At 66.9% G+C, this 16,193-nt stretch carries 17 protein-coding genes and 1 riboswitch; of the genes, 11 read left to right on the top strand and 6 right to left on the bottom strand.

What is annotated here, in order from left to right:
* Window positions 1–24: 24 nt before the first annotated feature.
* Window positions 25–789, top strand: a complete 765-nt coding sequence (locus AAID08_RS27510) for a GntR family transcriptional regulator (RefSeq protein ID WP_006389774.1) — start codon at window positions 25–27, stop codon at window positions 787–789.
* 1 nt (window position 790) lies between these two features.
* Window positions 791–1,414, top strand: a complete 624-nt coding sequence (locus tag AAID08_RS27505; protein ID WP_020925921.1) for a flavin reductase family protein — start codon at window positions 791–793, stop codon at window positions 1,412–1,414.
* 18 nt (window positions 1,415–1,432) lie between these two features.
* Here AAID08_RS27505 and AAID08_RS27500 read toward each other — a convergent pair whose 3' ends face one another.
* A complete protein-coding gene (locus AAID08_RS27500; RefSeq protein ID WP_020925922.1) occupies window positions 1,433–2,356 on the bottom strand; it encodes a LysR family transcriptional regulator in 924 nt (307 codons plus the stop codon).
* Between the two features lie 130 nt (window positions 2,357–2,486).
* On the opposite strand from AAID08_RS27500, the gene AAID08_RS27495 reads away from it, so the two are divergent.
* The 9 genes from AAID08_RS27495 (at window position 2,487) to metF (ending at window position 11,139) form a co-directional block, all read left to right on the top strand.
* Window positions 2,487–3,473, top strand: coding sequence for a tripartite tricarboxylate transporter substrate binding protein (locus AAID08_RS27495; protein ID WP_175189298.1), 987 nt, complete (start codon window positions 2,487–2,489; stop codon window positions 3,471–3,473).
* Window positions 3,474–3,536: 63 nt separating this feature from the next.
* Window positions 3,537–4,958 (top strand): 3-isopropylmalate dehydratase large subunit, encoded by a 1,422-nt coding sequence (gene leuC, locus AAID08_RS27490; RefSeq protein WP_395757159.1) that lies wholly within the window; start codon window positions 3,537–3,539, stop codon window positions 4,956–4,958.
* Entirely contained in the window at window positions 4,955–5,593 is a 639-nt protein-coding gene (leuD, locus tag AAID08_RS27485) for a 3-isopropylmalate dehydratase small subunit (RefSeq protein ID WP_395757158.1), read from the top strand. Before leuC ends, leuD begins: the two co-directional genes overlap by 4 nt.
* 29 nt (window positions 5,594–5,622) lie before the next feature.
* Complete coding sequence (locus AAID08_RS27480) at window positions 5,623–6,516, top strand: alpha/beta fold hydrolase (RefSeq protein ID WP_395757157.1); 894 nt, start codon at window positions 5,623–5,625, stop codon at window positions 6,514–6,516.
* A 76-nt stretch (window positions 6,517–6,592) separates the two neighbouring features.
* The gene (locus tag AAID08_RS27475) at window positions 6,593–6,829 is read left to right on the top strand and encodes a DUF1289 domain-containing protein (protein WP_054500339.1); all 237 of its coding nucleotides are present in this window, start codon (window positions 6,593–6,595) and stop codon (window positions 6,827–6,829) included.
* 80 nt (window positions 6,830–6,909) lie between these two features.
* Window positions 6,910–7,950, top strand: coding sequence for a glycosyltransferase family 1 protein (locus tag AAID08_RS27470; protein WP_116792333.1), 1,041 nt, complete (start codon window positions 6,910–6,912; stop codon window positions 7,948–7,950).
* Between the two features lie 85 nt (window positions 7,951–8,035).
* Window positions 8,036–8,183: riboswitch (S-adenosyl-L-homocysteine riboswitch) on the top strand.
* Between the two features lie 101 nt (window positions 8,184–8,284).
* On the top strand, window positions 8,285–9,703 hold the full coding sequence (gene ahcY, locus AAID08_RS27465; protein WP_395757156.1) for an adenosylhomocysteinase: 1,419 nt from the start codon (window positions 8,285–8,287) through the stop codon (window positions 9,701–9,703).
* Between the two features lie 120 nt (window positions 9,704–9,823).
* Complete coding sequence (locus AAID08_RS27460; RefSeq protein ID WP_006389784.1) at window positions 9,824–10,159, top strand: phage holin family protein; 336 nt, start codon at window positions 9,824–9,826, stop codon at window positions 10,157–10,159.
* Window positions 10,160–10,296: 137 nt separating this feature from the next.
* On the top strand, window positions 10,297–11,139 hold the full coding sequence (gene metF, locus AAID08_RS27455) for a methylenetetrahydrofolate reductase [NAD(P)H] (protein ID WP_020925929.1): 843 nt from the start codon (window positions 10,297–10,299) through the stop codon (window positions 11,137–11,139).
* A 167-nt stretch (window positions 11,140–11,306) separates the two neighbouring features.
* On the opposite strand, the gene AAID08_RS27450 is transcribed toward metF, so the two are convergent.
* From AAID08_RS27450 to AAID08_RS27430, 5 genes are all read right to left on the bottom strand, one after another.
* Entirely contained in the window at window positions 11,307–12,305 is a 999-nt protein-coding gene (locus tag AAID08_RS27450; RefSeq protein WP_064528034.1) for a tripartite tricarboxylate transporter substrate-binding protein, read from the bottom strand.
* A gap of 148 nt (window positions 12,306–12,453) precedes the next feature.
* Window positions 12,454–13,230 (bottom strand): DUF3800 domain-containing protein, encoded by a 777-nt coding sequence (locus AAID08_RS27445; RefSeq protein WP_082401787.1) that lies wholly within the window; start codon window positions 13,228–13,230, stop codon window positions 12,454–12,456.
* A gap of 240 nt (window positions 13,231–13,470) precedes the next feature.
* On the bottom strand, window positions 13,471–14,334 hold the full coding sequence (locus AAID08_RS27440) for a proteasome-type protease (RefSeq protein ID WP_064528036.1): 864 nt from the start codon (window positions 14,332–14,334) through the stop codon (window positions 13,471–13,473).
* A gap of 55 nt (window positions 14,335–14,389) precedes the next feature.
* Window positions 14,390–15,193, bottom strand: coding sequence for a transglutaminase family protein (locus AAID08_RS27435; protein WP_144655974.1), 804 nt, complete (start codon window positions 15,191–15,193; stop codon window positions 14,390–14,392).
* 13 nt (window positions 15,194–15,206) lie between these two features.
* Window positions 15,207–16,193 carry an alpha-E domain-containing protein gene (locus tag AAID08_RS27430; RefSeq protein WP_395757155.1) on the bottom strand — a complete coding sequence of 329 codons (987 nt, stop codon included), beginning with the start codon at window positions 16,191–16,193 and terminating at the stop codon, window positions 15,207–15,209.

Genomic DNA, 16,193 nt, shown 5'->3' with positions numbered 1-16,193 from the left:
GCCTTCGTTGCCACCGAGTCCGCCATGCCTACCCGCGATCCCGCCAAATCCCGTCCCAGGGCGACGCCTTCTCGTCGGGCCGCCGCCGCCGTGTCCGAACACCTGGAGGACACGGCCCCCGATGCCGACATGGAGCGCCGCATCTGCGAGGCGGTCTATGAAAGTGTCATGAGCCAGCGGCTGACGCCCGGCACCAAGCTGCCCGAGGCGGCGCTGTGCGACATCTTCGGCGTTTCGCGCTCGGTCGCGCGCAAGGCGCTGCAACGCCTGGCCCACGAGCATGTGGTCGACCTGCACCACAATCGCGGCGCGGTGGTGGCCGAGCCCACCCCCGAGGACACGCGCCAGATCTTCGAGGCGCGGCGCGCGCTGGAAGCGGCCCTGTTGCCGCTGGCGGCCGCGCGCGCGACCAAGGCCGATTACGCCTCGCTGCGCAAGCAGTTGCGCGACGAGCATGCCTTGCTGCACCGCGCCGGCCAGCCAGCCTGGGCGCGCCAGGCCAGCGCCTTCCATGTGCGCCTGGGCGAGCTGTCGGGCAACGCCATCCTGCACGGCTACCTGGCCGAACTGGTGTCGCGCTGCTCGCTGATCGTGGCGCTGTATGAACCGCCCGGCAACGCCGCCTGCGAGCATGGCGAACACGTGCAGATCGTCGACCTGATGGAGCAGGGGCAGGTGGCCGAGGCGGTCAAGATCAACGACAACCATCTCGCGGACCTGGAGCGGCGCATCAGCCTGGAGCGCCCGCAGCCCGCACAAACCCTGGCCCAGATGCTGGGAATGGCCTGACATGGACATCGACTTCGATTCAATCACCGAATACCAGCGCTACAAGCTGATGGCCAGCCTGATCGTGCCAAGGCCGATCGCGCTGATCACCACCCTGTCCGAAACCGGCGTGGTCAATGCCGCGCCCTTCAGCATGTTCAACATGCTGGGCGAGGATCCGCCCATCGTCATGGTCAGCATCAACCGGCTCGAGGACGGCAACCTGAAGGACACCGCGCGCAACATCGCGCGCGATCGCGAATTCGTGGTGCACCTGACCGACGAGGCCATGGCCGAGAAAATGCACCGCTGCGGCGACCGCCTGCCGGCCGACGTCAGCGAGCTGGCGCACGCTGGCCTGGACGCCGCGCCGAGCCAGCGGGTGGCGCCGCCGCGCATCGTGCAGGCGCCGGTGGCGTTCGAATGCACCCTGTTCGAGACCCTGGAAACCGCCAGCCGCCAGATCTTCATCGGCCAGGTGCGCTGGCTGCATGCGCGCGATGGGCTGATCGACACGGACACCTGGCGCGTGCGGCTGCAGGATTATTTTCCGGTGGGCCGCTTTGGCGCCAGCTTCTACGTCACCACGCGCGACCGCTATGCCATCGGCGACATGCCGGCCAGCACCGCCATCGACGAGATCTGACAGCGCGCGGGACGTTCGTCACCAAACGGCGGCCTGCGAACCCGGCGCGCGCAGATGGCGGGCGAAGCGCTGCGCCAGGAAATCGACGAACGCCAGGGTCTTGGCGGGTAGGTTCAGGCGCTCCGGATACAGCACGTGGATGTCGGCCGGCGGCGTCGACCATTCCGGCAGGATCTGCCGCAAGCGGCCGGCCCGCAGGTGCTCGGCGGTCTCCCATTCCGATCTCATCACGATGCCGTGGCCGTCCAGGGCCCATTCCAGCGCGCTCTGGCCGTCGTTGGAGCTGACCGGGCCGCGCACCTTCACGGTCTCGGCGCGCTGGCCGGATTCGAGCCGCCAGGTGCCGTAGGCCACGTCATTCTCGCGCACCACGATGCAGCGGTGGCGCTGCAGCTCGCCCGGCGCGCGCGGCTCGCCGAAGGTCTCCAGGTAGCGCGGCGAGGCGCACAGCAGGCGCCGGTTGGAGGCGATCTTGCGGGCCGTCAGGCGCGCGTCGGGCAGGTCGCCGAAACGCACCGCCACGTCGAAGCCTTCCTCGATCAGGTTCAAGGGCCGGTCGGTCAGGCGCAACTGCACCTCCACTTCCGGATACTGACGGGCGAAATCCGACACGGCCGGCGCCACGTAGGCGCGGCCGAAGCCGAAGGTGGCGTTCAGGCGCAGCAGCCCCTGGGGCTGCGCCCGGCTGCTGGAGACCGAGCGCTCCAGCGCCTGCAGGTCGGCCAGGATGCGGCTGCCTTCCGCCAGATACAGCTCGCCCTCTTGCGTGACGCTGACGCGGCGGGTGCTGCGATTGAGCAGGCGCACGCCCAGGCGCTGTTCCAGCTTGGCCAGCCGCGTGCTGACCGCTGGCGGCGTCAGCCCCAGCTCGCGCGCGGCCGCGGACAGGTTGCCGTGCTTGACCAGCAGCGAGAAGAAGGCCAGGTCGGAGAGCGCATCCATGGGCAGAGTTATAAATTGGATTTAATAAAGATTTAGGTATTTAACTAATTATAAGAATGGAGTGGGCTTATACACTGGGTTGACCGATACAGAGCCGCCTCAGGCGGCCGACCAAGAGGAGACCCGACCCATGAAGACCCTTCATCATCTATTGCGCAGCCTGCTCGCGCTTGCCGCCGCCGCTTCCTGTTGGATGGCGCCGGCCCTCGCGGCCGACGCCTTTCCCCAGCGGCCCGTCACCCTGATGGTGCCGTTCGCGCCCGGCGGCAGCGTGGACATCGCCGCCCGCCTGATCTCCGAGGCCTGGGGCAAGACCCTGGGCCAGAGCGTGATCGTCGAGAACCGCGCCGGCGCATCCGGCAATATCGGCATGGCCGCGGTGGCCCGCGCCGAGCCGAACGGCTACACGCTGGCCATCAACACCATGTCGCTGGCGATCAACCCGGCGTTGTTCCGTTCCATGCCGTTCGACACCGCGCGCGACCTGCGCTCGGTCGGCACGGTGGGCACCTCGCAGCACGTGCTGACGGTATCGCCGTCGCTGCCGGTGAACAATGTCAAGGAACTGCTCGACTACATCCGCGCGCGTCCCGCCAATGAGCTGAGCTTCGGCTCGGCCGGCACCGGCAGCACCTTCCACATGGCTGCCGAGCTGTTCAAGTCGGTGTCGGGCACGCAGATGCTGCACGTGCCCTATAAGGGCGGCGGTCCGGCCATGGTGGACACCATCAGCGGCCAGGTGCAGATGAGCTTCCCCGTGCTGTCCGCGGCCAAGCCGCAGGTCGACGGCAAGAAGCTCAAGGCGCTGGGCGTCACCGGCACCACGCGTTCGCCGCTGCTGCCGGACGTGCCCACCATCGCCGAGTCCGGCCTGCCCGGCTACGCCTTCACCACCTGGTTCGTGATCAGCGCGCCCGCCGGCACGCCGCAGGCGGTGGTGGACACACTCAACGCCAGGCTGGCGCAGGCGCTGCAATCGCCCGAGCTGTCCGAACGCATGCGCCGCGAGGGCTTCGATCCGCTGGTCTCCACGCCCGCCGAGACCGATGCCATGGTCAAGGGCGAGATCACGCGCTGGGCCGGCATCGTCAAGGACGCCGGCATCGAGGCCAACTGAGCGGCTGCACCGGTTTCATCGCGCCCCGCGCGGGCGCGTCTCTTTTTGCAAGGAAGCACCGACATGCCCGGCATGACGCTATACGACAAACTGGTGGCCAGCCATGAGGTGGCCCGCATCGACGACGAGCACATCCTGCTGTACGTCGATCTGCACATCATGAACGAGTACACCAGTCCGCAGGCCTTCAGCGGCCTGGCCGCTCGTGGCCGCCGCGTCCTGCGGCCCGCGCAGCAGATGGCGGTGGTGGACCACATCATTCCCACCCATCCGGTGCCGGCCGCGCTGCGCGTGATTGCGGACGACGCTTCATCGCGCCAGGCCCGCAATCTCAAGCGCAATTGCGACGAGCAGGACATCGCGCTGTTCGACACCACCGATCCGCTGCAGGGCATCGAACACGTGATCGCGCCCGAGCACGGCATGATCCTGCCGGGCATGGTGGTGCTGTGCGGCGACAGCCACACCACCACCTACGGCGCGCTGGGGGCGCTGGGTTTCGGCATCGGCACCTCGGAAGTCGAGCACATCCTGGCGACGCAGACGCTGGTCTACCGGGTCGCGCGCAACATGCGCATCCGCATCGACGGCCGCCTGCCCGCTGGCGTGTCGGCCAAGGACCTGGTGATCTACGTGGTGCACCGCATCGGCGCGCAGGGCGCGCGCGGCCATGCCGTGGAATTCTGCGGCAGCGCCATCGAAGGCCTGTCGGCCGAAGCCCGCATGACCCTGTGCAACATGACGGTGGAAGCCGGCGCCCGCGCCGCGCTGATCGCGCCGGACGCCACGACCGACGCCTATGTCGCTGCCCGCGCGCGACACCTGGACGCCAGCGAACTGGCGCAGGCGCGCGCCTATTGGGCTACCCTGCGCACGGATGCTGACGCGGCGTTCGACGCCGAGCATGTCTTCGACGCGGCGCGGATCGCGCCGTTCGTGACCTGGGGCACCAGTCCCGACCAGGCCATGCCGATCACCGGCACGGTCCCCGATCCCCAGGCCGAGCCGGATGCGCTGGCGCGCCTGGCGCTGGAAAAGGCCGTGGAATACATCGGCCTGCAACCCGGTGCGCCGATCGCCGGGGTGCCGATCGAGCGGGTCTTCATCGGTTCGTGCACCAATGGGCGCATCGAGGACCTGCGCGTGGTCGCCGACGTCGTGCGCGGCCGCAGGGTGGCCGATGGGGTCCGCGCCATGGTGGTGCCGGGCTCGGGCGCGGTGCGCGCCCAGGCCGAGGCCGAAGGCATCGCGGCCACGCTGGTCGATGCCGGCTTCGAATGGCGCCAGCCGGGCTGTTCCATGTGCCTGGCCATGAACGACGACGTGCTGCGGCCGGGCGAGCGCTGCGCATCCACCACCAACCGCAACTTCGAAGGCCGCCAGGGGCGAGCCGGCCGTACCCACTTGATGAGTCCCGCCATGGCCGCCGCAGCGGCGCTGGCCGGCCGCATCGTCGACGTGCGCGACCTGGAGAACCTGTCATGAACCAGATCATCAGCGGCGTCGCCGCGCCCCTGCCGTACTCCAATCTGGACACCGACCAGGTCATGCCCAAGCAGTTTCTGCGCATCATCGACAAGGCCGGGCTGGACCGCGGCCTGCTCTATGACCTGCGCTTTGACGCCAACGGCGCGCCACGTCCGGACTGCGTGCTGAACCAGCCCGCCTACGCCGGCGCCTCGGTGCTGGTGGCCGGGCCCAATTTCGGCTGTGGCTCCAGCCGCGAACATGCCGTCTGGGGACTGATGCAGTACGGTATCCGCGCGGTCGTGGCCGCCAGCTTCGGCGAGATCTTCTACTTCAACGCGCTCAATAATGGCCTGCTGCTGGTGAGCCTGCCGCCGGCCGATGTCGACGCGCTCTTGGCGCGGGTGTCCGATCCCGGCGCCAACCGCGTCGAGATCGACGCGCTGGCGGGCACGGTGCGGGCCGCGGACGGCTGGACCGGGCATTTCGAATTGCCGGCGCGGCACCGCCGCATGTTCTCGCAGGGGCAGGACATGGTGGGCGCCTCGTTACAGCAGTTGGCGGATGTGGAACACTTCGAGGCCGGCCACTGGGCGCGGCATCCCTGGATGAAAGACGTGGCGCGCCGCGTGCGCGACCGGCTCGGCCAATGAACGCCACAGACTGAGAGGCACCGACCGCAATGACCGCTTTCTTCGATCTTCCCGTGCGCCGTCACGAGGTCAACGGTATTCACATCGCCGCCCGCATCGACGGCCAGGGGCCGCCACTGCTGTTGCTGCACGGCCATCCGCAGACCCACGCCATCTGGCACCGGGTGTGGCCCGAGCTGACGCGCCGCCACACGTGCGTGGCGGCCGACCTGCGCGGCTACGGCGACAGCGACAAGCCGGCCGCCACGCCGGACCATGCCGCGCATTCCAAGCGCACCATGGCCGCTGACATGGTGGCGCTGATGCGCGCCCTGGGCCATCAACGTTTCGATGTGCTGGCCCACGACCGCGGCGCCCGTGTTGCGCACCGCCTGGCCCTGGACCATGCCGACGCCGTCGGACGCATGATGCTGCTGGACATCGCGCCGACGCTGGACATGTACGAGAACACCACCCGCGCCTTCGCCCAGGCCTACTACCACTGGTTCTGGCTGATCCAGCCGGCGCCGATGCCCGAAACCATGATCGAACGTGATCCGGTGTTCTACCTGCGGTCGGTCATGGGCGGGCGCCCCGGCGGCCTGGCGCATTTTTCCGAGGAAGCGATGGCCGAGTACGACCGCACCGCGCGCCTGCCCGGCTGGGCCACCGGCATCTGCGAGGACTACCGCGCCTCCGCCACGCTGGACCTGGAGCATGACCGCCAGGGCCGCGCGGCCGGCGAGCGCCTGCGCATGCCGCTGCGCGTGCTGTGGGGCGAGCGCGGCGCGGTCGGGCGCAATTTCGACGTGCTGGGGTTGTGGCGGGCGGTGGCGGACGACGTCTCCGGCGGATCGCTGCCCGGCGCCCACTACCTGGCCGAGGAGACGCCAGACGCGTTGTTGCGCGAGGTGTCCGATTTTTTTGGCTGGGACGCGCGCTAGCCAGGCTGTCAATCAAGCCACGGCGGGGGGTAGGGAAATCCAAAAGGGGACGCAACCCTGGTGGTACTCTTCGGCCATGAATGCTTCCTTTGCCGATCTGACCGAATTGCCTGAACCGGAGGACGCCCAGCGCGCCTTCCGGGCCTCGGATTCCCCCTGCGTTGCCGTTTGTTCCACGCTGTTCGACGATATCTGCCGGGGCTGCGGCCGCACGGCCATGGAAGTGGCCAACTGGGTCTTCATGACGGAAGAGGAAAAGCGCGAAGTCTGGATCCGCATCAAGGCGCAGGGGTATCCCCGCCGCAACAACTAGGCCGGTCGCGCCGGAGGGCGGTCTTGAGGGTGTCACATGGCGCGGGCTAAATCGCGCTGTCGCCCACTTCCGGCCTCATCATGCGCATCGTCCTGGTTACGGATGCCTGGCATCCGCAAGTCAATGGCGTCGTCCGCACCTGGACGACCATGCAGCAGATCCTCACCGAATGGGGCCACGAACTGATCGTGGTGAATCCCCAGGGCAGCCGCACCGTGCCGGCCCCCTCCGAGCCTGATTTGCGGCTCTGCCTGCAGCCCGGGCGGCAACTGCGCCGCATCCTGGGCGATACCGTGCCCGACGCGCTCCATATCGCCACCGAAGGCCCGCTGGGCCTGGCGGCGCGGCGCATGGCGCTGTCGCGTGGCTGGCGCTTCACCACCTCGTTTCACACCATGTTCCCCGACTACCTGCAGGCGCGCATGGGCATTCCGGCCGCGTTGCCGTGGCGCTTCCTGCGCTGGTTCCACCGGCCGTCGCAATGCGTGCTGGTGCCCACGCCGACGGTGCGCGACATCCTGGCGCGGCGCGAATTCGCCAACCTGCGCGTGTGGTCGCGCGGCGTCGATCCGCGCAAGTTCCAGCCTGTCCCCGAGAGGGCGTTCCAGGACCTGCCACGGCCCGTCTTCCTGTCGGTTGGCCGCGTGGCGCGCGAGAAGAACCTGGACGCCTTCCTGTCGCTGGACCTGCCCGGCACCAAGGTGGTGGTCGGCGCAGGCCCCGACGAGGCGCGGCTGAAAAAGCGCTTTCCCGAAGCCCTGTTCCTCGGCATGCAGAGCGATGGCGCGCTACCGGCCTTTTATAGCGGCGCCGACGTGTTCGTCTTTCCCAGCCGGACGGATACCTTTGGTCTGGTAATGCTGGAGGCGATGGCCTGCGGCACGCCGGTGGCCGCGTTCCGCAGCGAGGCGCCGCTCGCGGTGGTGGCGCAGGGTGTCACCGGCATCCTCGACGAGGACCTGGCGCACGCCTGCCGCAGCGCGGCGACGCTGGACCGGCACGCGGTGCGCGAGCACGCCCTGACGCGCAGTTGGGACGCGGTGGCCTCGGACCTGCTGGCCTCGCTGGTGCCGCTGACGCCCGGCGCGGAACTGGCCAAAGCGCTGATCCAGACTGGCTGAGGCGTGTCCAGGGACGGCGCGGCCCGCCGCCGCTCCCGCCCGCCGGGCATTTCCCCTGGCAGGCCAAACCGGTACAATGCTGGGCAATCCTGAGGAGCGTTGCGACGACCCTGCTGTTCCCGTCACGGACCATGCCCTGGCCCATGACCCGCGGAACCCGGTTCGCCAGGCTCAGGAATCCTTGTTCAAACGTCGCGTCATGCGTGGCGTTACAGCAACGGCGCTCACCTTTGTCGCGTATGGCGGAAAAGGCGAGCACTCGATTGTCGTGGTGGTTTCGCGTTGTCCGGCCGTATCGTGCGCCGTTCGTTTTTCACGTGGAGCCTACAACACCATGAACGCTGTAACCGATAAATCCTTCTCCGACTACATCGTCGCCGACCTGTCGCTGGCAGGCTGGGGCCGCCGCGAGCTGGCCATCGCCGAAACCGAAATGCCCGGCCTGATGGCCATCCGCGAAGAGTTCGCCGCCAAGCAGCCGCTCAAGGGCGCCCGCATCGCCGGCAGCCTGCACATGACCATCCAGACCGGCGTGCTGATCGAGACGCTGGTGGCCCTGGGCGCCGAAGTGCGCTGGGCCTCGTGCAACATCTTCTCCACGCAGGACCACGCCGCCGCCGCCATCGCCGCGTCGGGCACGCCGGTCTTCGCCGTCAAGGGCGAAACGCTGGAAGAATACTGGCAGTACACCCACAAGATCTTCGAATGGCCCAATGGCCAGAACGCCAACATGATCCTCGACGATGGCGGCGACGCCACGTTGATGCTGCACCTGGGCACCAAGGCCGAGAAGGACATCTCGGTGCTGGCCAACCCCGGCAGCGAGGAAGAGCGCGTGCTGTACGCCGCCATCAAGAAAACGCTCGAGCGTGATCCGAAGTGGTACTCGACGCGCCTTGCCCTGATCAAGGGCGTGACCGAGGAAACCACCACCGGCGTGCACCGCCTGTACCAGATGTCGCAGAAGGGCGAGCTGGCCTTCGCCGCCATCAACGTCAACGACTCGGTCACCAAGTCCAAGTTCGACAACCTGTACGGCTGCCGCGAATCGCTCGTCGACGGCATCAAGCGCGCCACCGACGTGATGGTCGCCGGCAAGATCGCCGTTGTCGCTGGCTATGGCGACGTGGGCAAGGGCTGCGCCCAGGCGCTGGTCGCCCTGCGCGCCCAGGTGTGGGTCACCGAAATCGACCCGATCTGCGCCCTGCAGGCCGCCATGGAAGGCTTCAAGGTCGTGACCATGGAAGAAGCCGCCGCCCACGGCGACATCTTCGTCACCGCCACCGGCAACTTCCACGTCATCACGCGTGAGCACATGAACGCCATGAAGGACCAGGCGATCGTCTGCAACATCGGCCACTTCGACAACGAAATCGACGTCGCCAGCCTGGCCGACTGCAAGTGGGAAGAGATCAAGCCGCAAGTCGACCACGTCATCTTCCCGGACGGCAAGCGCATCATCCTGCTGGCCCAGGGCCGCCTGGTGAACCTGGGTTGCGCCACCGGCCACCCCTCGTTCGTGATGTCGTCGTCGTTCGCCAACCAGACCATCGCCCAGATCGAACTGTTCACGCGCAACGAAGCCTACGAGTCGGGCGAAGTCTACGTGCTGCCCAAGCACCTGGACGAGAAGGTCGCGCGCCTGCACCTGAAGAAGCTGGGCGTGAACCTGACCACGCTGCGCAAGGACCAGGCCGACTACATCAGCGTTCCGGTCGAAGGTCCTTACAAGCCGAATCACTACCGCTACTGATGCTTGTAGCAAAATAGGAAAGTGCCGCGCCATGTCGGCGCGGGCTTTCCGGTCCGCGGGGCTTGCCCGTCTCGCCTGGCGATGGCGGGACCGCGGAGCGTCAATACAGGAGGTCGAACAATGGCATTGATACTCGTCTGGATCCTGAACGCGGTGGCCCTGTTGGCCGTTGCCTACTTGCTGCCCGGCATCACCGTGGCCAGCTTCGGTTCGGCGCTCATCGCCGCGCTGGTGCTGGGCCTGGTCAACATGCTGGTCAAGCCGGTGCTGGTGCTGCTGACACTGCCCATCACGATCGTCACGCTCGGTCTCTTCCTCATCGTCATCAACGCCTTGTTGTTCTGGTTCGTCGGCTCCGTGCTGAAGGGCTTCCAGGTCAACGGGTTCTGGTGGGCCGTGGGCGGTGCGATCCTGTACAGCATCATCTCGGGCCTGCTTACCAAACTGATCCCCTGAATTCCCACCCCCGAGCGCTACGCGCTCCCCCTCAAGGGGGCGTGCCAGCGGACCGGCCAAGCCGGCTCCGCGGCACCCCGAGGGGGGCGGCACCTGTTTCATGCAATGCGCATGGCGCTATGGATAACTGATCCGATATGTCCGACTCGACTTCTCCGGCGTTCAGCCTGGAATTCTTTCCGCCTCGCGACCTGGCTGGCCAGGAGCGGCTGGTCCGCGCGGCCAAGCAGATGCTGGCGATCCAGCCCAAGTACGTCAGCGTGACGTTCGGCGCCGGCGGCTCCACCCGCGCCGGCACCGCCGACGCGGTGCGCACGCTGCGTAACCTGGGCTGCGACGCGGCGCCGCACCTGTCGTGCGTCGGCGCCTCGCGCCAGGACCTGCGGGACATCCTGCAGGCCTACAAGAACGAAGGCGTGCGGCGCGTGGTGGCCTTGCGCGGCGACCTGCCCTCGGGCATGGGCGGCGACGCCGGCGAACTGCGCTATGCCAACGAGCTGGTGTCGTTCATCCGCGAGGAAACGGGCGACTGGTTCCACATCGAAGTGGCGGCCTATCCCGAAATGCACCCGCAGGCCGCCAATCCGTCGGCGGACCTGGATCACTTCGTGGCCAAGGTCAAGGCGGGCGCCAATGCCGCCATCACCCAGTACTTCTTCAACGCCGACGCCTACTTCGACTTTGTCGACCGCGCCCAGGCCAAGGGTGTGCGGGTGCCGATCGTGCCGGGCATCATGCCCATCACCAACCACACCCAACTGCTGCGCTTTTCGGAAATGTGCGGCGCCGAAGTGCCGCGCTGGATCCGCCTGCGCCTGGCCGAACTCGGCGACGACAAGGCCTCGATCCGCGCCTTTGGCGTGGATGTGGTCACAGAGCTGTGCCAGAACCTGCTGGACAATGGCGCGCCGGGCCTGCACTTCTACACCCTCAACCACGCCGAAGCGCCGTTGGCGGTGTGGAAGGAATTGAGCGTGTGATCCCCGCGGCGCGCAGCGCGCAGTAACGCAAAGGCCGGCAGCTATTGCCGGCCTTTTTCTCGGGCGCGTCAGGGTCTCATCGCGCCTGACCGGCACGCGCGCCTCGTTGCAGCGACGGGCCGGCTTGGGGGCGACGGCAAGCACGCCTCAACGGCCCGCATGACGCTTCAGTCCGCGTACACACCCGCCTTGCGGATGATCGGCCCCCACTTGTCCACTTCCGACTGCAGCCAGCTTTGCAGGCCGGCCGGCGTCTGCTTGGCCTCGGGCACGATTTCCGCGCCCAGCTCGGCCATCTTCTGCGTGAAGGCGGGGTCCTTGAGCGCCGCGCGCAGGGATGCATTGAACTTCGCCACCACTTCCGGCGGGGTGCCCTTGGGCGCGTACACGCCGTGCCAGACCTTGACCTCGAAGCCCTTCAGCCCGCTTTCCTGCAGCGTCGAAGCATCGGGCAGCGTCTTGATGCGATCCAGCGTGGTCACGCCGTATAGCTTGACCCGCTGCGCCTTGATGTGCGGAATGGTCTGCGTGGTCTGGTCGCACAGCACATCCACCTGGCCGCCCAGCAGCGCCGTCAGCGCGGGGGCGGTGCCGGCATACGGGATGGTGGTGAACTGCGTGCCCAGCGCTTCCTGCAACAGCATGCCGCATAGCTGCGACACCGCGCCCAGGCCGGCGTTGGCCAGGTTGATCTTGTTGCCGTTGGCGCGCGCGTACTTGATGAATTCCACCATGTCGGCGGGCGGCAGATCCTTGCGGCCCAGCAGCGTCATGGGCACGTCGGCCACCTGGCCGACATAGGCGAAGTCGGTCAGCGGATTGAATGGCAGCTTGCGGTACAGTGCCGGGGCAGTCGCCATGCCGTTGTGGTGGATCAGGAAGGTGTAGCCGTCGGGCGCGGCGCGCGCCACATGCGTGGCCGCCAGCGTGCCGCCCGCCCCGGGCCGGTTCTCGACGATGATGCTCTGGCCGAGAGTCTTGGACATGGCGGCCCCCAGGCTGCGGGCCACGACATCGGTGGGGCCGCCCGCCGCGAACGGCACGACCAGCGAAATGGCGTGGTTGGGATAGTTGTCCTGGGCCGTGGCCGGGCCGCCTGCCAGGCAGCCCAGCGCCAGCAGTGGCGCGGCCAGGCGCCGCAGGGCGCGCGGGAAATTCGGGGTCATGTCTCGTCCTTATGGTGTTATGGCAACCCGCAAGACGAAGCATGGCGGGCTGGCGCCAGTGTGGCGCGCCAGCCGCGAGATGAGAATTTGTGGTTTTACAAGCCGGGTTTAGGGAAGCGGAAAGCCGGGTTTGTACGGTAAGCCGGTGTCAGTCGCGCCCTGTCGCAGCGCCAGGGTAGCTGAGGCCGCAGGCGGGAAACGTGGAATTGCGTATCCGGCCGTCAAAATATCGGTGAAAAATCGCCCAGTCTTCGTATTGATCCGGGGTGGTCTGGTAGGCGCACAATCGGCCGATCAAGCCGCAGATCCAGTCCGCGCATTGCAGAGTCTGGAACAAATAGCTCTCACCTTGAATGGGGGGCTCGATCAACGCTCTGCATTTCTCGTACGGGTCCTCGAACATTGCCTGGGTGCACGCTTCCATGTTGCGCTCACGCCAGTCATTGCCGGCTTGTTGTTCGTCTAGCATCACCAGGAAGGTGGCGTTTCGAGCACTGCAGAATTGGTCTGCGATTCGGATCAAGCGCAGCAGTTGGCGCTTGAAAAGATCCGCGGCCCGATCCGCGTGCGCATCGGCCGATTTACATTCCCCTGCATAAATGACGTAGCCTCCCACCTTGCGAATCTGGTTCAGTAATCGCCCCGTCGATACCCGCAGCGCCTTGTATGTGAGCACGTTCTTGACGGTGTAGAGCTGTGCGCCCTTTTTTTCCCAGCGATGGGCGGGTTGATCCTGCCGATCCAGTTCAAATCTCAGCAGATGGCATTTGAGTCTGTAGAAGTAGATGGCGAATTCGCGCACGGCATCGACCGGTAACAGAAAGCCGCCGAACCCGAAAACCGGGCTTGTCTTGTAGTGCGCGTGGTCGCGGGCAAGGAAAGGGCCAACATGGCCGAATTCATCGAGATAGACAACGTAATGCACGTTCCGAGCCCTCGGGGGATGGTGTCCAAGACCCTCGTCCGCAGAAACACGAAAGCCCGCAGCAATGGTTTGCGTGCGGGCCTCGGAAGGTGGGCATATGAGAATTCACATGCGTTGGAATCAGTGTAAGTCGGCTCGAGAGCGCCCGCAAGCATCATGGCGGAAAACTGCGATTGCAGGCGTGGCTCCTCGAAAAAGCAGGACTCATCCTCCAGGGTCTGATAAAGCGTTGTCAGGCGCCTAGTTCGGTTGGTCCTTCCCCGGATCCTCCGCCAGCACCTGCGGCGCCGGATAGGCCGGCGGTGTCACGTCCACCGGTTCGGCACGCAACGGCTGGTGCTCCCGGCTGGCGGGCACCAGCGAACCCGGGTCTTCCGGACGGGTCCAGAGCGGATCCGGGATCTCGGCGAACACCTGGCGCAAGCGTTCGCCCCAGGTGCCGCGGATCATGCGGAAATATTCGTTGTGCTCGTCGATGCTGGCGAAGTGCGTGACGCGCAGCGCGTCGGCGTCATAGACCAGCAGGTCCAGCGGCAGGCCGACCGAGATGTTCGAGCGCAGCGTCGAATCCATGGAGATCAGCGCGCACTTGGCGGCTTCGTCCAGCGAGGTATCAGGGCGCAGCACGCGGTCCAGGATGGGCTTGCCGTACTTGGCTTCACCGATCTGGAAGTACGGGCATTCGGAGCCGGCCTCGATGAAGTTGCCAGCCGAATACACCTGGAACAGCCGGCAGCGCTCGGCGCCGATCTGGCCGCCGAAGATGAGGCTGACATTGAAGTCCACGCCCTGTTCATGCAGGGCCGCCGCTTCACGGTGGTAGACCGCGCGCACCGCCGCGCCGACGCGGCGGGTGGCCTCGAACATGTCGGGCGCGTTCCAGACGGTTTCGCCGCCCTCGTCCTGCTGGCGCGCCAGCGCGTTCAGCACGGCCTGGCTGACGGCCAGATTGCCCGAGGTCATCAGCACCATCATGCGCTCGCCGGGACGTTCGAAGACGGTCATCTTGCGGAAGACGCTGATCTGATCGACCCCGGCATTGGTGCGGGAGTCGGACAGGAAAACCAGGCCGGCGTCGAGGCGGGCGGCTACGCAGTAGGTCATGATCTAAAAAAGGAAAAAACCACACCGCATTGTATTGCGGCGTGGCCGGGCGGGGCTATTGCTGCAATGCCGTCTGCACCTGCACCGAGACCTCCATGGATTCCTCGCCGCCGCCGGTGCGCACGCCGCGCACGGGCGAGGCGGAATCATAATCGCGCCCCACCGCCAGGCGGCAGTGGCAATCGGACGCGAATTGGCGGTTGGTGACGTCCACGCTGGTCCAGCCGGTGCCCGCCAGCCAGACATCGGCCCAGGCGTGGCTGGCCGCGTGTTCGTTGGTGGTGTACAGATAGCCGCTGACGTAGCGGGCCGGCACGCCCAGGCCGCGCACGCAGGCCAGGAACAGGTGGGCATGGTCCTGGCAAACGCCATGGCCCAGCGCCAGCACCTGGCCGGCGGCGGTGGTGACGTCGGTGGTGCCGGGCTCGTAGGCGACCCGGTCGTGGATCGCGGTGGCCAGTGTCAGCACGTCGGCGGGCGTGTTCAGGCCGTCAGGCAGCACGGCGTGGGCGAAGGCGAGGATGGTGTCGTCAGCCTGCGTCAGCGGCGTCTGCACGCAATAGGCGTGCACCGGCAGGCGGCTGTCCTCACCGCCCAGCGCGCCTTGCGCCAACGGGTCGACCAGCACCTGCCCGACCACGCGCAGTTCGATTTCCGTGTGCGGCCGGTTCAGCGTCAGCGTGTGGGTGATGTTGCCGTAGGCGTCCACCTGCTGTTCGAGCGCGCCGGGCGCCTCGATGTGCCAGCGCAGCACGCGCTGGTGTTCGTCGTCGCGCGGCGTCAGCCGCAGCGTCTGGATGCTGTAGGTGACGGGCGCGGTATAGCGGTAGTGCGTGACGTGCGTGATGATCTGTTTCATGCCTGTCTCCTTGTCATGCCGACAACGGCACCAGGAAGTCCTGGCTGATCCGGTTGCCCAGGTCGTTGATGCGGTCCAGGAAGTGCTCCAGGTACTGGTGCAGGCCGCTGCGCAGGATGTCCTCGACGCGGCCGAATTGCAGTTCGGCGCACAGCATGCCGGCGCGTCGCTGGGTTTCGGTCGAGCGCTGGTTGGACACACGGGCCAGATCCTCGGATACCGCCCGCATGGCCGCCAGCAGCGAGCGCGGCATGTCGGGATGCAGGATCAGCAGCTCGGCCACGCGGTCCGGCGTGATGACGTCGCGGTACACCTTGCGATAGATCTCCAGCCCGGACACCGAGCTGAGCAGCGCAGACCAGCGGTAGAACTCGCTTTGCAGCGCGCCCGAAGGGCCGCCTTCGCTGCGGCCTTCCTGTTGCTGTTGCTGCGCGCCGTCGCCGTCGCGCTCGTGGAACTTCACATCCAGCATCCGCGCGGTGTTGTCCGCCCGCTCCAGGTGCATGCCGATGCGCAGGAAGTACAGCGCCTCGTCCTCCAGCATGGTGCCGATGGTGACGCCGCGCGCCAGGTGCGAGCGGAACTTGACCCACTCGAAGAACTCGCCCGGGTTGCGTTCCAGCAGGCCGGTGTGCAGGTGCTTGAGCAGTTCCAGCCAGGTGGTGTTGTAGGTCTCCCAGACTTCGGTGGTGAGGCTGCCGCGCACCGCGCGGGCGTTCTCGCGCGCGGCGCGCATGCAACTGTAGATGGACGAGGGGTTCTCGGCATCGCGCACCATGTACTGCAGTACGTCCTGCGGTGATATCGCGGCGTGCTTGGCGTGATAGAGGCGGTGCAATTCGGAGATGCGCAGCACGGCATTCCACGAGCCTTCGCGGGTCTGCGCGTCCTGCGGCAGCAGCGACATCTGCAGGTTCACGTCCAGCATGCGGGCGGTGTTCTCGGCGCGCTCGGTGTAGCGGCACATCCAGAACAGGTTGTCGGCGGTTCGGCTCAGCAT

It is taken from the genome of Achromobacter sp. EB05, from assembly GCF_044232075.1.
Lineage (GTDB): Bacteria > Pseudomonadota > Gammaproteobacteria > Burkholderiales > Burkholderiaceae_B > Achromobacter > Achromobacter dolens.
This window is presented reverse-complemented; position numbering and strand designations above follow the sequence as displayed.